A 15014-nucleotide genomic window follows, 5' to 3' on the forward strand; every position below is an offset into this window, starting at 1 on the left:
TTCAGATAGTCACGACCCATGCGGCTCATGTCCTTGATACAAAGGTACTCCACATTCCCGGCTTCCACTTCTTTCATCATTGCCAAAAATCCGGGACGGTCAAAACAAGTACCACTAATGCCATCGTCCGTGAAATGGACAATGTTTGTAAAGCCCTGCCGTGCGGCGAAGTCCTCCAACATTGCTTTTTGATTGGATATGGAGTTGCTCTCACGCTGCTGGTCATCATCTTTGCCAAAGTCATCACGGCTCAGTCGTTCGTACAGAGCAGTGATTTTCTCGTTTTTTCTCATAACTTGCGCTCTTTTCTTCGGTTTTAGGTTGTGTGTTCTAAGAGACTTCCCAACCGCTTGATTAAGAAGTCTTTTAGAGCATACAACACCCGCCGCCAGTTTGTATTTTTTGTACTGCTTGACTGCAAAATGTTCCGGGTCTTTTTCTTCCAGACGTTCAAACATGAGGTCAACCGGGTTCTGGAAATCCTCGTCGTCCTCGCGGGCTTCCGACGCATTTATCATTTCAAGCAGCGTCGTGAAGTTCTTCTCGTCCTCTGGGGCTTCATACCAGATATAGCCGATTAGTGCGGTGTAGTAGAGCTTTTCCGCTTTCACCCAGAAATCCTCGCCGGATTTTTCCCCGTCGCCTTTGGTGTTGGCGATAATGGTATTGACTAATTTCAAAATGTCCTTTTCGCTCCGCAGATAGGCAAAGGGATTGTATTTCATGGATTTTTTGAAGTTAATCGTATTTAGCACTTTGATACGGTATTTGTACCGCTGCAACATTTTCCCGGTTTCCAAAATCAGTGTTCCTTTCGGGTCAGTGACGATATACGACGTTGGAAAATCCTTTGACGTACATTGCATGAGCGACGGTTTCACAAAGAACCGGGTCTTGCCGCTGCCGGAACCGCCGATTACAAGAATATTTTTGTTTCTTGCGTATTTCGGCTGCTTCGGGCGGCTGTTCATGGTGAGCCGTTCCGTCTGCGTTAAGGGGATATTGTTCTCAAATACCGGGTCTGTGTACGGCTTTATGTCGTCAGCCCCGCCCCAACGCGCCGAACCGTATTCTGTCCCGCGGCGGTATTTCTTCGCGTTCTTGCCTTTGGTGTAGATAATCAGCCGGACAATGACCGCCCCCGCAATGCCGATAAGTAAGTCTGCCGGGTGGAAGCTCGGCGCGATACTGGAAAAGGCGGTGGTAAAACCGTCCCCAAGATGTAGCAGCTTTGCGCTTGCGTCCGCGCCGGGGGATAGACGGACAGCCGCGCCCACTTTATCAAAGAGCCAGACAAAGAGCAGATACGGGAGATTTAGGATAAGCAGCTTCTTGATTTCCGGCTTCATAGCGATACCTCCCTGTCCTTGTTCTTGACCTTTGCCCGTTCCGCGTTCTTGCCCTGTGCGGCTTCTTTGAGCGTAGAGAGCAGCTTTCGGATAGAGGGCTTTTTCTCCTGTGTCAGCTTCTTTGCGGAAAACTCCTTAAAGGCTGCGGTCAGCACGTCCGCGTCCCGCCCCTTGAAAAAAACCAGATAGCGGGGCGGGCTTTCCGTTGCGTCCTTTTTCAGCGCAAAGTCGATACCGTACTTTTTCGCCGTACTCTCAAAGGCTTTGATATTGCCCTCGGTAATCTCAATGTTGGAAACGCCCGCGTTCTGCTTCATAAGCTGCTTTAAGCTCTGCTTTCCCTGTGGCGGTTTTGCAAGCTGCTTTTTGCCCTTTGACAGTATGGCTTTCATTGCCTTTTGGAGCGTCTGGGCGGTCAGCTTCCCGGTCTTGATGTAAAGGGCTATGGTCTTTTCGTTTACTTCGTCCTGCAATTCCTCGCGTCCTCCTTTCGCGTTTCTTTATGGGGCGGCGGTCAGATACGCACCCGCAGCCCGTTCAAGTCCTCGGCTCTGATACCCACAAGATACCAGTTGTCGCCGTACTCAATCCGGGTCGGCTTCCACTTGCCCCGCACGAATACGTCAAAGCACTCACCGCAATGCAAGCCCCCGTAGTAGCTGTTTAAGTCAAAGCGAATGTCGTAACGGTCGGTGCGCTCGTCAAATACCAATGCTCCTGTCATTTTCTGTGCCATAATAAAATCCTCCTTTTGTTGTTTTACAGGCTTTCGCCCGGTTTGAATGAATAATAGTCCGGGTCGCCGTACTGCGGCTTCTTCGGTGACAGTGCGCCGCTTGCCATGTCATGGGCGACAAGGGAAGTGTAATAATTGCCGATAGTGGACGGGGCGTTGAAAAGGGCTGCTTTCAGATATTGCTTGATGTTGCGGATTTTCGTTGTGTTCTCCCGCATACAGTCAAGCACAAAGCGGATATGCTCGCCGTCCAGTTTCATAAACTTAGATTTCACAAGCTCTGCCGGGTAGTCGTCCCCCGCAATCCGTACCCGCTTTCTGGCGGTGCATACGGTTTCAAGCATGAGGTCTACAATCTCGTCCAGCCTGTCCCCGTCAAACTTCATGTCCTGTTTGAGAATGTGGTAGTCGATATTGTCCTTGATGATTTCCCGGTATATATCAACTGCGCTCTGTGCTGCCGCTTCCGTTCCTTTCCGTTCCGGCGGCGTAGCCGCTTCTCTGCAAGGAGAGGGGTTAGGGGAAAGGATAGGAATGGAATGGGTACTTGATAAATCTGTATTTGATTTTTCTTTTTTTGGTAAGTCAGTTCTTTGTATATCTTTATTTAATTGCGTTGGATTTTCCAACGTAGGTTTTTCCAATGTTGGTTTTTCCTGCGTTGGATTATCCAATGTTGGATTTTCCAATGTAGGTAAATCCGGCGTAGGCGGCTGCGGCTGCTCGAATATCACATAGTCCGCGCCCCGCAAGCGTCCTTTCTCGTCGCGCTCCCTTGACCGAACGATATACCCGGCGCGTTCAAGCTCCTTAATGGCTTCGCGGATAGCGTCTATCTTCTCCCGGTTGATAAGGGATAAGCCTTTCAAGGTGTAGTCCCAATCTTCGGGGAGTGACAGCATTTGCGACAACAGCCCTTTTGCCTTTAAGGAAAGCTCCTTGTTGCGTAGGTGGTGGTTGCTCATTACGGTGTAGCCCTTGTTCCGTTCCACTCTGAAAACTGCCATAGTAAATCACTCCTTTTGCTGTGGATTTGTTACGCAGTAGAAGCGCGGTTTCGGGGGATAAGGTATAAATCCCTTGCCGCGCCAGATACGCGCCCGCAAAATCGCTTGTAGCAAGGCTTTTTCTGCCCCTACTGCGTAACAAAGGGCATAAAAAAGCGGCGTTCCTGTTCTCCCATGTAGAGAGTAAGAAACGCCGCTTCTGCGTCGTATTCAGTTTTTAGTACAATACCCTGCTTGTCCGTCGCTCGAAAAACCTTGATTTTCCAGTGTTTTCAAAAGTATCGTTATCTAACGTCAGCTTTGCCACGTCCTGATTCTCATGGGAGAACCGGATCTTACTGTTCTTGTCGAGAAAGTGCAGGTTTTCACCGCGCACACCTGCAAGTTCTTTGCCGTCACAGATCGGCTGTCCGCCGCCGCCGACACAGCCGCCGGGGCAGGCCATGACTTCTACGAAGTCATAAGATACATCGCCGCGCCGAATCGCCTCGAGGAGTTTTCTTGTGTTGCCGAGGCCACTGACAATGGCGGTGCGGACCGTGGTTCCGTTAAAGTCGAGGTTTGCTTCTGTGAGTGCATAGTCCTCATTGACGGTACGGATGTCATCAAAGAAATCCGGGTCCGGATTTTTGCCGGACAGGGCATGGTAAGCGGTTCGAAGTGCCGCCTCCATGACACCGCCGGTTGCGCCGAAGATGACGCCGGCACCGGTCCACTCCTGCATGAGGCTGTCTGGCTTTCGGTCAGTCAGCACTTCCGGCCGGATGTGGGTTTCGCGGAGCATGCGTGTGAACTCTCGTGTGGTCAGCACAATGTCCACGTCTTTCCCTGCGTATTCTTTATAGTAGAAATCCATGTCTGCCTCTGCTTTTTTTGCAATGCAGGGCATAACGGATACGGTCACAATATTTTCCGGGTCCACGCCGATGGACTGGGCGAAGTAGGTCTTCATGACAGCACCAAACATCTGCTGCGGGGATTTCGCGGTCGAAAGCTGCGAAACCATCTCCGGGAACTGGGTTTTTACAAAACGCAGCCAGCCCGGACAGCAGGAGGTGAACATCGGCCGGTTGTTTAAGGAACCGCTCTGGAACCGTTCCAGAAATTCGGTTGCTTCTTCCATGATCGTTAAGTCGGCGGAGAAGGAGGTATCGAACACGTAGTCCGCGCCCATGCGCTTCCAGGCATCTAAAATCTTGCCGACGGTAGCGTCTTCGCGTTTCATTCCCATGGCTTCGCCCCATGCAGTGCGGACCGCGGGAGCAATCTGGACTACAACGGTTTTCTTTTCATCTGCAATGGCATCCCATACTTTTTCGGTGTCATCGCGCTCGCGCAGGGCGCCCACCGGACAGTGGGTGATGCACTGGCCGCAGAGGGCACAGTCTGCATCGGTGATCTTGCGGTTGCCTTTGACATTGACGGTGGTTCTGGAACCGGTACTGGTCACATCCCAGATACCCAGTCCCTGCACTTTATCGCAGACCTGGATGCAGCGCATGCACTTGATGCACTTTTCCGTGTCGCGGATGAGCGGGAAATTCTTATCCCATGGAGCATGTTCTACACGCTCTTTAAACGGAAGGTCGATGATGTTTAAGTCGTTTGAAAGCGTCTGCAGGGTACAGTTGCCGCTGCGGACACAGGTTGCGCACTTAAAGTCGTGCTGGGAGAGAATGAGCTGTACATTCTGTTTTCTTGCCACACGGACCCGCGGACTGTTTGTCAGGATCTCCAGTCCCTCCTGCACTTTATTGTTGCAGGAGGTTACCAGCTTCTCTTTTCCGACAACCTCCACGAGACATACGCGGCAAGCCGCAATCTCGTTGATATCTTTTAAATAGCAGAGCTTTGGAATGTCGATTCCTGCAAGGGCAGCCGCTTCCATAATGGTGGTTCCCTCCGGAACCGAGATTTCGTTATGATCGATCTTTAAATTTACCATCTGTTTTCACGACCTCCTTTGAAGATTCCATAGCCGAAGTGATCGCAGCCGAGGCAGCGGCTTGCTTCCTGTCTTGCTTCTGCTTCGGTCATGCAGTTTTCCACGCCTTCGAAATCGCAGACGCGCTCACAGGCCTCGCGCTCGGTCATATTGACACGGCCACATGGAATGCGGTCACGCAGATCAGGCTCCGGAAGTACAACATCGCAGCTGATCGTGTGACGGAAACCAAGGTATTCGTCGATATTTGCCGCAACGACCTTGGCAGCGGCAATGGCTTTGATGACGGATGCCGGACCGGACGCGCAGTCACCGCCTGCAAATACGCCAGGCATATTGTCGAAACCGCCGTAGCGCTCTGTCTGGATCTTGCCGCGGTTGACCGGAAGACCGGCTTCCTCGAAGTGCTGGAATTCGATATCCTGTCCGATCGCCACGATCAGGGTCTGGCACGGAACAAAGATATCCGGCTCGCCGGTCGCATGCACACTGGCTCTGCCGCCTTTGATCTTGCTGATCATCTGCGGGGTGACATAGACACCGCGCACATGGTTGTTTTCATCGACATCGATCCGGGCCGGAGCCATCAGGGTTTTTACTTCAATGCCCTCGGCAACAGCGCCTTCAATCTCGCCTGGAAGTGCAGTCATATCAGCTACACGGCGCCGGTAGAGGATAGAAACCTTCTTTGCGCCGAGACGTTTTGCTGTTCGGACTGCATCCATGGAAACGTTGCCGCCGCCAATGACAGCAACCTCCTGTCCGCTCAGATCTGGATTTAAGTTCTTTCCGACATCACGCAGGAAGCGGACTGCGGAGATGACACCTTCTGCAGATTCTCCTTCAATGCCAAGCTTTTTATCTGTGCTTGCGCCGATGGTGATGAGCACGGCATCATATTCCTTGCGCAGTTCCTGAATTGTAATGTCAGTACCGATCCGTTTTCCGTACTCGACTTTCACACCAGTCTCCAGAATGGCGTTGATATCGTCATCGAGACGCTCCTTTGGCAGACGGTAGTTCGGGATGCCGTAGCGGAGCATGCCGCCCAGTTTCGGGAGCATTTCAAAAACGGTGGTCTGATGTCCCATGAGCTGCAGATAATAAGCTGCGCTTAAGCCGCCCGGGCCGCCGCCGATGATGGCGATCTTTTTGCCGGTGGAAGCAGCACAGGCTGGCGGAGGAACTTTGCCGGCATAATCTGCTGCAAAGCGTTTCAATCCGCGGATGTTGACGGCATCGTCAATGATGTTTCTGCGGCAGCGGGCCTCACATGGATGCTCACAGATGAAGCCGCAGGTGGTCGGAAATGGATTGTCCTTGCGGATCAGACGGATGGCATCGGCGTAGCGGCCTTCGCGTACCAGGGAAACATAGCCTGGGATATCCACATGTGCCGGGCAAAGGGAAACGCACGGAACCGGCTGCGTGTAGTTGCAGGTACAGCGACCCTGATGAACGTGTTCCTCATAGTCCTCACGGCATTCTTTTAAGCTTCGGTATACCGTATGGGCAGCTTCGTAGCCAATGGCACAGTCAGCACCGTTCATAATACTCTGGGACAGTTCCTCCATGAGCTTTAAGGTTTCCATGGTGGCTTCCCCGTTCATAACATCGGTGAGCAGGTTCTTTAACTGCCACAGGCCGACACGGCATGGGACACATTTGCCGCAGGTGTGGGTGTGGCACATTTCCACAAAGGCTCTGGTCATGTCAACCGGGCAGAGACCTGGCGGACTGGATTCGATTCGGCGTTCCAGGTCTTTGTACAGCTCCTCGATCATGAGCTGAGCCTGGTTGGGACTGGTGATTTCCAAACGACTCATAGTAGGTGTTCCTCCCTTTTTGTTAGGTGGCCATGCGCTTGATTGCCACGTTATTGTACAAAATGATGATGTTTCTCAAATACAACTGCCTCTAAGTATACAGAGTGCCAGAGAAAAAGGCAAGCGAAAACTAAAAATTTTTTAGGTTTTCTAAAAGTTTGTCAGAAATAAAACAAAGGAAGCCGCATTCCGGGTCTTTGGACCTTTCATGCGACTCCCTTCTGGGTATCTTATAAACTTAAAACTTTTTCTCATATTATCCGGCAAGACAGCCGCACTGCGCGGTCCTTGAAATGACCGCAGCTGAGACCAAGTATACAATAGGACCGCTTGTTTGGGCAAGTCTTGTTTTGTTTCCAGTTGAATCTTTTTTTCTCAACAACTAAAATACCACAACCAGCAGCATCTTAAACTGCTCCTGTCCATACACGGCATGCGGATGCTTTGCCGGCATAATGATGGATTCCCCTTCGTGCAGTTCATATGCTTTGCCGTCGATGGTGATGCGGCCAACGCCGTCTAAGCAGGTCACGAACGCGTCACCGCCGGATTCGTGGGTGCTGATCTCCTCGTCCTTGTCGAACGCGAAGAGGGTAACGCTTAAGGCATCGTTCTGGGCGAGGGTCTTGCTGACGACCTGACCTTTCTGGTAGGAAACCTCATCTTTTAATGTGAGAACCTGGGACTTGTCGATATTTTTGATAAAGCTCATGATGATAAACCTCCTTGAATGTTGGATAAAATCTGCCCGTAACTGTTTTATGCTAGCAGTTACATATGACTCTATTATAAACGCAATAGCAAAGAAAATCCGTTGTCCAGGCAACAAAATGTTGAAATAGAAGCTATGGTGCAAAATTTGTTGTTTGTGCGATATATGAGCAGTGAGGAAAACATTCCTTTCTGTCAGGTTGACGCCTTTTCTACTTTGTATTAGAATGAAATCAGCTGTAACGCATCAGAAAACCGAAACAGCAGATCCATCGGCGCCGTTACGCGATCAGGCGCATGCGGGAACGGCAATGCCAGATTTTGACAGAAAGTTAACAGCTGTTTTGGAAAAATTGATGTGAATGTAGAAAATTTAACAAACACAGGAGGACAAACTGGTGGATAAGAAGCAGCTTGCAATTGAAAAACACAAAGAATGGAAGGGAAAAATTGAGGTCATTTCCCGTGCGAAGGTTACAACTCCGGAGGAGCTGTCCATCGCCTACACCCCGGGCGTGGCAGAGCCGTGCCTGCTGATCGCAGAGGATGAGGACAAGGCTTACGATTATACCCGTAAAGGCAATCTGGTTGCTGTCATCACAGACGGAACCGCAGTGCTGGGACTTGGCGATATCGGACCGTCTGCTGGTATGCCGGTTATGGAGGGAAAGTGCGCACTCTTTAAAACATTTGCAGATGTAGACGCATTTCCGCTGTGCGTGGATTCCAAGGATGTGGACACCATCGTCAATACCATTGCCCTGATCTCCAAGAGCTTTGGCGGCATCAACCTGGAGGATATTGCAGCTCCGCGTTGTTTTGAGATTGAGAAAAAGCTGAAAGAGCGCTGTGACATTCCGGTCTTCCACGATGACCAGCACGGTACTGCTATCGTAGTAGGTGCTGCACTTCTGAATGCAGTGAAAGTAACCGGCAAGAAGATGGGCGAGCTCCGTGTTGTCATCAATGGCGCTGGTGCTGCTGGTGTGGCAATTGGTAAGCAACTGATTGCAATGGGCTTTGGAAATATTATCATGTGTGACATCCACGGCATTATCTGTGAGGGCGATGCAAACTTAAATTCTGGTCAGGAAGAAATCTCCCATATCAGCAACAAGAATAAAGAGCATGGAACACTTGCTGATGCCTTAAAAGGCTCTGATATCTTTGTTGGTGTGTCCAGACCGAATCTGGTAACCAGAGAAATGGTAGCTACCATGAACCACGGTATTGTATTTGCCATGGCAAACCCGGTTCCGGAGATCATGCCGGATGAGGCAAAAGCAGGCGGTGCAGCCGTAGTTGGTACCGGACGTTCTGATTATCCGAACCAGATCAACAATGTGCTGGTATTCCCGGGACTCTTCAAGGGCGTTCTTGCAGTACGTGCGAAAGACATTACCGAGAAGATGAAAATCGCGGCAGCGCATGCGATTGCTTCCGTCATTCCGGAGGAGGAACTGAATGCAGAATATGTGATTCCGTCTTCCTTTGACAAGAGAGTTGCCCTGGCAGTAGCGAATGCAGTAGCAAAGGCTGCTGTGGAAGAGGGCATCAACCGGGTTCCGTATGAAGAGATAAAGTAATGGTTTGGAACTTCATCCGTACGAAATAAAAATCACGAAAAAATGAGAATCCAAAAGATCTCATAAGTGCTATATAAGATAAGAAGAAATTTCTTCTGCAAAGAATCTGTTAAAACCGTCACATTTTCAGAGTGTGACGGCTTTTTTGGTATAAATGTGGTTTTAAGTGGCAAATTTGACAATTTTTATCGGTTGTTTTTGTGAAAATGTTCGATAAAAAAAAGACAGAAATGTTTGCAATGTGCAAGATTCACCATTTTTAAACGAAACATCTATTCATAATGGACAAAACCAAAAAGTTTGGTTATAATATGTAGTACATGCAAAAATGCAGAAAGAGGTGAGCGTTGGTGCATTATAAGAAAAGCGTATTCCGTAGTCTTGCCATGGTAACACAGCTTGGCCTTAGCGTACTGACTCCAATCCTCCTGTGCATTTATACAGGTTATCTGGTGGATTCCCATTTTGGGACGAAGCTCATGGTACCAATGCTGATCCTTGGGGTGTTGGCTGGCGGACGCTGTGGCTGGATTATGGCGAAGAATACTCTTTTGCAGGAGCAAAAAGAGGACGAACGTCTAAGATGTGAGCAGCAGGCCGGACAGCAGCGCAGTGGAATCAGCAAACCGAAACAGCCAAGCCGTATTACGGGTGCAAGTGCAAGGTCAGACAGCAAAGGAGGCAGATCACAATGAGATGGCTGAGTAAGTCAACAAAGCGGCTGCTTGCGGAGATGTCGGCCGGGATTATTTTTTACAATCTGGTCCTGATCGTTCTTTCGTTTTTGCTTCTTCCCAAGGTTTCCTATCCGGTTATTCCGGTAGTCCTGGGACTGATTGCAGGAGCAGCAGGAGCGATCTGCATGCTGATCCATATGGCGGTGACGACCGAGCGGGTACTCGACAGCGGAAGTGAGAACTATGCGAACAAATATACCGTTGCGCAGAGCATGCTGCGCAAGCTTGTGTTTGTGGCAGCACTTCTGATCTGCTGGAAAGTGCTTAAGATCGATCTTCTGGCAGCGGTCATCGGCGCTATGGGCATGAAAGCAGGTGCATACCTGCAGCCACTGATTCACAGAATTTCCGGTGGAAAAGATCCTGAGCCTTCTGTCCAGGCAGAAAGCACGGAGCAAGACCGTCCGGGGATATCATGAGAGAAAGGAGGAACCGTGAATGGGAATGCTGATTTCCAATGAGCCTGACTTTATGATACACGGGGTATTAAAATACCAGTTGTTCGGTCAGGATTTTTGGATCACAACAACGACCATAGGCATGTGGATCATCACCGCGCTGATTTTGATTCTTGCGGTACTGGCAAACCGGACCTTGAAAAAGGCAACGGACCAGCCCGGAACGTTTCAGAATGTGCTGGAGATGGCGTACGAGGCACTGCAGGGCATGACTGCAGGAATTCTGGGAGGCAATGCAAGACGTTTCATCAACTACATCGGAACGATCTTTGTATTTATCCTCTTCTGTAACTTAAGCGGTCTGCTGGGACTGCGTGCTCCGACTGCAGATTATGGCGTTACTTTCCTGCTTGGTATGTTTACGTTCTTTATTGTAAACTACCAGGGCATCAAGAACAGGGGCGTAAGACATTTTACCAGCCTGTTTGAGCCAACACCGATCTTATTCCCGATCAACTTAATCGGTGAGATCGCGAACCCGATTTCCATTTCCCTGCGTCTGTTCGCAAACCTGCTGTCAGGCGTGATCATTATGGGATTATGGTATGGCATGATGCCGATCTTTACCAATATCGGTATTCCGGCGGCACTTCATGTTTACTGTGATGTATTCTCCGGTGCGATCCAGACATACGTATTCTGTATGCTGACCATGGTATACATCAACGACAAAATGGAATAAGCCAAGCCATGCTCAGATGGATGGACTTGTGCAGGCGCGGAATGCTTGCATTCCAAAGCCGGAACGAGGACATTCAGATGAATAGGGCGCAGCCCGACACCGAGATGAAGCGAAGCGGAATCGAGGTGGCATGGATTGACACAATTAATTTATTTTAGGAGGACTTAACTATGAATGGTATCTCAGGACAGGACTTTATCTTTGGTTGTTCCGCAATCGGCGCTGGTCTGGCAATGATCGCCGGTATCGGACCTGGTGTAGGACAGGGTATCGCAGCTGGTCACGGTGCAGCAGCAGTAGGCCGTAACCCGGGTGCAAAATCCGATATCACTTCCACCATGCTTCTTGGTCAGGCAGTAGCAGAGACCACCGGTCTGTACGGTCTGGTTGTTGCTATCATCCTGATGTTCGTTAAGCCGTTCGGCGCATAAGAACAGAAACGTTACGGAGAGCGTAGCGAACAGTAACGAACGAAAGGAGGCGTAAGACTTGGACAGATTGATCGGATTTGATCCGCAGCTTCTGCATGACGCAGTGCTGACCGGTATCAATATCTTCATTTTATTCTTTGCATTGTCCTATCTGCTTTTCAATCCGGTGCGCGATGTGCTGGAAAAGAGAAAACAGAAGATTGCCGGAGAACTGGCTTCTGCTGCGGAAGACAAAGCTTCTGCAGAGTCCATGAAGGCGGAGTACGAGGCAAAATTAAAAGACGTGAACAAAGAAGCTGAGAGCATTCTGGAGACTGCACGGCGTAAAGCCAAAGCCCGTGAGGAGGAAATGCTCGATGAAGCCAAGGCCGAAGCAGCCAGAATCATTGAGCGGGCAAACCGCGAGGTCGAGCTGGAGAAGAAGAAAGCCCTCGATGACATGAAGCAGGAGATCGTAGACATCGCTGCTTACATGGCAGAGAAGGTGGTTGGAAACTCCATCGATGTAAAGATTCAGGATGCTTTGATTGATGAGACTTTGAAGGAAATGGGTGAACATACATGGCAAAGCTAGTTTCAAAGGTGTACGGTGATGCATTGTTTGAGACAGCCATGGAAAAAGAGATCATGGACACGCTCTACGAAGAGACCAGTGCCCTGCTCCCCATTTTACAGGACAACCCGGAACTCTTTTCCGTTCTCGGAAATCCGCAGATCGTAAAAGAAGAAAAGGTTACCTTATTACATCAGGTCTTTTCCGGAAAGATTGCGGAGGAGCTGATGGGCTTCTTGAGCATCATTGTTGAGAAAGACAGACAGAACGAGATGATCTCGATTCTGGAATATTTCATCCAGAGGGTGAAAGAATTCAAAAAGATCGGAGCTGCTTATGTGACCAGCGCAGTTGCGCTTTCCGATGAGCAGAAGACCGCTTTGGAAAAAAGACTGCTTGATACAACCGGCTATGTGCAGTTTGAAATGCACTACGATGTGGATGCATCCCTCCTTGGAGGCATGGTCATCCGCATCGGTGACCGCGTGGTGGACAGCAGTATTAAGACAAGGCTTTACGGGCTGAAGAAGGAGTTATCCGCGCTTCAGCTGGCATAATAAGCCGGAAAGGAACAGACAATGAATTTGAGACCAGAAGAAATCAGTTCGGTAATCAAAGAACAGATTGCAAAGTATTCTACCAAACTGGAAGTCTCTGACGTCGGCACCGTAATCACGGTTGCGGATGGTATCGCTCGAGTTCATGGACTGGAGAAAGCCATGCAGGGTGAGCTTCTGGAATTCCCGGGAGAAGTATACGGCATGGTCCAGAACCTGGAGGAAGACAACGTAGGTGTCGTTCTCTTAGGTGACACCAGGAACATCAGTGAGGGAGATATCGTTAAGACAACCGGACGTGTGGTTGAGGTCCCGGTAGGCGACGCCATGACCGGACGAGTTGTCAACGCACTGGGTATGCCGATCGATGGCAAAGGCCCGATCGAGACTGACAAATTCCGCCGTGTTGAGCGTGTCGCTCACGGCGTAATCGAGAGAAAATCGGTAGACACCCCGTTACAGACCGGTATCAAGGCAATCGATGCCATGATCCCGATCGGCCGTGGACAGCGTGAGCTGATCATCGGTGACCGTCAGACCGGTAAGACCGCGATCGCGATCGATACCATCATCAACCAGAAAGGTCAGGGCGTTCACTGTATCTACGTGGCAATCGGCCAGAAGGCATCTACCGTTGCCAACATTGTAAGAACCTTAGAGGAGTTCGGCGCTATGGACTACACCACCATCGTAGTTTCCACAGCATCCGACTTAGCTCCATTACAGTACATCGCACCATATTCCGGATGTGCGATCGGTGAGGAGTGGATGGAAAACGGAGAGGACGTACTGGTTGTCTACGATGACTTAACCAAGCACGCTGCCGCTTACCGTACCCTGTCCCTTCTTCTGAAGAGACCGCCGGGACGTGAGGCTTATCCGGGCGATGTATTCTATCTGCACTCCAGACTGCTGGAGCGCGCATCCCGTCTTTCTGACGATTTAGGCGGCGGTTCCTTAACCGCACTGCCGATCATCGAGACCCAGGCGGGCGATGTATCCGCATACATTCCGACCAACGTTATTTCCATTACCGATGGTCAGATTTACCTTGAGACTGAGATGTTCAACTCCGGTTTCCGTCCGGCAATCAACGCTGGTCTGTCCGTATCCCGTGTAGGCGGCGCGGCACAGATCAAGGCAATCAAGAAGATTGCAGCGCCGATCCGTGTGGAACTGGCACAGTACCGTGAGCTGGCAAGCTTCGCGCAGTTCGGTTCCGAGCTGGATGCCGCAACCACCGAGCAGCTGGCACAGGGCGAGCGCATCCGTGAAGTCTTAAAACAGCCTCAGTACCAGCCAATGCCGGTTGAGTACCAGGTAATCATCATTTACGCAGCAACCAGAAAGCATCTTCTTGATATTCCGGTTGCAGATGTGCTGGCATTCGAGAAAGATTTATTCAAGTATATTGACAGCAAGTACCCGGAGATCCCGGCAGCAATCCGTGACACCAAGGTGCTGTCTGAGGAGACCGAGGCTCTGCTTGTAAAAGCAATCAAAGAGTGCAAAGAGCAGCGCTAGATAAGGCAGGTGAACGATCATGGCATCGATGAGAGATATTAAACGCAGAAAAGCAAGTATCCAGAGCACCGGCCAGATTACCAAAGCCATGAAGCTGGTTTCTACAGTCAAGCTGCAGAAATCCAGACAGAAAGCAGAAGGCTCCAAGCCTTATTTCGACTTGATGTATGAGACGATCTCTTCCATGCTGAAAAAGTCAGGAACCATCGACCACAAATACCTGCGGGCAGGCAATACGGATGGAAAGGCGGTCATTGCGATCACTTCCAACCGCGGCCTTGCCGGCGGCTACAACAACAACATTGTCAAGCTCATCGCAGGAAATGAGGCGCTGACCCCGGAGAAGACCCGGGTCTACGCCATTGGCCGTAAGGGCCGTGACGGACTGGCAAAGAAAGGCTACGAGATCACTGCGGACTACTCCGAGGTGATCGACGAGCCGGCTTACCAGGATGCGGCAGATCTCACAAAAGAACTGCTGGCAGCATTCGGACGCGGAGAGGTCGGAGAGATCTATCTTGCATATACTTCGTTCAAGAACACCGTAGTTCATATTCCGAAGCTCATCAAGCTCCTTCCGTTTACCATGGAAGAAAGCGGCGAAGCAGAGGCTCCGAAAGCGGAAGCACTCATGAACTACGAGCCGAGCGAAGAAGAAGTGCTCGATATGATTATCCCGAAATATATGAGCAGTCTGATCTTTGGTGCGCTGCAGGAGGCAGTTGCCAGTGAAAATGGTGCGCGTATGACCGCCATGGATTCGGCAACCAACAATGCAGAAGAGATGCTGGGCAAGTTAGAGCTGCAGTACAACCGTGCGCGTCAGGGTTCCATTACCCAGGAGCTTACGGAGATCATTGCAGGCGCAAATGCGATCAATTAATCTGTTTTGACAGAGCCTGGTGCCCTGCC

General features: G+C 50.3%; 17 protein-coding genes. 10 read left to right on the forward strand and 7 right to left on the reverse strand.

Annotated features, from left to right (window positions below; translation table 11 throughout):
• The 7 genes from DWZ40_RS18110 to DWZ40_RS18140 all read right to left on the reverse strand — a co-directional run.
• Positions 1-1349 (reverse strand): type IV secretory system conjugative DNA transfer family protein (locus tag DWZ40_RS18110; protein WP_182431787.1); only part of this gene is annotated, 1349 nt, incomplete at its 3' end.
• The gene (locus tag DWZ40_RS18115; protein WP_002569165.1) at positions 1346-1822 is read right to left on the reverse strand and encodes a PcfB family protein; all 477 of its coding nucleotides are present in this window, start codon (positions 1820-1822) and stop codon (positions 1346-1348) included. The genes DWZ40_RS18110 and DWZ40_RS18115, both read right to left, overlap by 4 nt.
• 41 nt (positions 1823-1863) lie before the next feature.
• Entirely contained in the window at positions 1864-2085 is a 222-nt protein-coding gene (locus DWZ40_RS18120) for a DUF5348 domain-containing protein (protein ID WP_002569164.1), read from the reverse strand.
• A 23-nt stretch (positions 2086-2108) separates the two neighbouring features.
• A complete protein-coding gene (locus tag DWZ40_RS18125; protein WP_002569163.1) occupies positions 2109-3092 on the reverse strand; it encodes a DUF6017 domain-containing protein in 984 nt (327 codons plus the stop codon).
• Positions 3093-3309: 217 nt separating this feature from the next.
• Positions 3310-5037 carry a [FeFe] hydrogenase, group A gene (locus tag DWZ40_RS18130; RefSeq protein ID WP_118544250.1) on the reverse strand — a complete coding sequence of 576 codons (1728 nt, stop codon included), beginning with the start codon at positions 5035-5037 and terminating at the stop codon, positions 3310-3312.
• Positions 5031-6863: an NAD(P)-binding protein gene (locus DWZ40_RS18135; protein ID WP_118544251.1), complete on the reverse strand. Its 1833-nt coding sequence runs from the start codon at positions 6861-6863 to the stop codon at positions 5031-5033. The genes DWZ40_RS18130 and DWZ40_RS18135 overlap by 7 nt, the downstream gene beginning before the upstream one ends.
• Positions 6864-7245: 382 nt before the next feature.
• Complete coding sequence (locus DWZ40_RS18140) at positions 7246-7575, reverse strand: cupin domain-containing protein (RefSeq protein WP_177303823.1); 330 nt, start codon at positions 7573-7575, stop codon at positions 7246-7248.
• A gap of 226 nt (positions 7576-7801) precedes the next feature.
• On the opposite strand from DWZ40_RS18140, the gene DWZ40_RS20405 reads away from it, so the two are divergent.
• The 10 genes from DWZ40_RS20405 to atpG all read left to right on the forward strand — a co-directional run bounded on the left by DWZ40_RS20405 (position 7802) and on the right by atpG (position 14985).
• The gene (locus DWZ40_RS20405; RefSeq protein WP_279220685.1) at positions 7802-7936 is read left to right on the forward strand and encodes a hypothetical protein; all 135 of its coding nucleotides are present in this window, start codon (positions 7802-7804) and stop codon (positions 7934-7936) included.
• Between the two features lie 36 nt (positions 7937-7972).
• The gene (locus DWZ40_RS18145; protein ID WP_118544252.1) at positions 7973-9160 is read left to right on the forward strand and encodes an NADP-dependent malic enzyme; all 1188 of its coding nucleotides are present in this window, start codon (positions 7973-7975) and stop codon (positions 9158-9160) included.
• Positions 9161-9510: 350 nt separating this feature from the next.
• Positions 9511-9855 (forward strand): AtpZ/AtpI family protein, encoded by a 345-nt coding sequence (locus tag DWZ40_RS18150; protein WP_118544253.1) that lies wholly within the window; start codon positions 9511-9513, stop codon positions 9853-9855.
• Positions 9852-10316, forward strand: coding sequence for a hypothetical protein (locus tag DWZ40_RS18155; RefSeq protein ID WP_118544254.1), 465 nt, complete (start codon positions 9852-9854; stop codon positions 10314-10316). The genes DWZ40_RS18150 and DWZ40_RS18155 overlap by 4 nt, the downstream gene beginning before the upstream one ends.
• Before the next feature lie 19 nt (positions 10317-10335).
• Positions 10336-11037, forward strand: a complete 702-nt coding sequence (atpB, locus tag DWZ40_RS18160) for a F0F1 ATP synthase subunit A (RefSeq protein WP_118544255.1) — start codon at positions 10336-10338, stop codon at positions 11035-11037.
• Positions 11038-11207: 170 nt separating this feature from the next.
• On the forward strand, positions 11208-11468 hold the full coding sequence (gene atpE / locus DWZ40_RS18165) for an ATP synthase F0 subunit C (protein ID WP_118544256.1): 261 nt from the start codon (positions 11208-11210) through the stop codon (positions 11466-11468).
• Between the two features lie 58 nt (positions 11469-11526).
• A complete protein-coding gene (gene atpF, locus DWZ40_RS18170; protein WP_118544257.1) occupies positions 11527-12042 on the forward strand; it encodes a F0F1 ATP synthase subunit B in 516 nt (171 codons plus the stop codon).
• Positions 12030-12578, forward strand: coding sequence for an ATP synthase F1 subunit delta (gene atpH, locus DWZ40_RS18175; protein ID WP_118544258.1), 549 nt, complete (start codon positions 12030-12032; stop codon positions 12576-12578). Before atpF ends, atpH begins: the two co-directional genes overlap by 13 nt.
• Before the next feature lie 21 nt (positions 12579-12599).
• A complete protein-coding gene (atpA, locus tag DWZ40_RS18180) occupies positions 12600-14102 on the forward strand; it encodes a F0F1 ATP synthase subunit alpha (protein ID WP_118544259.1) in 1503 nt (500 codons plus the stop codon).
• A 19-nt stretch (positions 14103-14121) separates the two neighbouring features.
• Entirely contained in the window at positions 14122-14985 is an 864-nt protein-coding gene (atpG, locus tag DWZ40_RS18185; RefSeq protein ID WP_118544260.1) for an ATP synthase F1 subunit gamma, read from the forward strand.
• The last annotated feature ends 29 nt before the right edge of the window (positions 14986-15014 follow it).

It is taken from the genome of Clostridium sp. AF32-12BH (assembly GCF_003477935.1).
Taxonomy (GTDB): domain Bacteria; phylum Bacillota; class Clostridia; order Lachnospirales; family Lachnospiraceae; genus Brotaphodocola.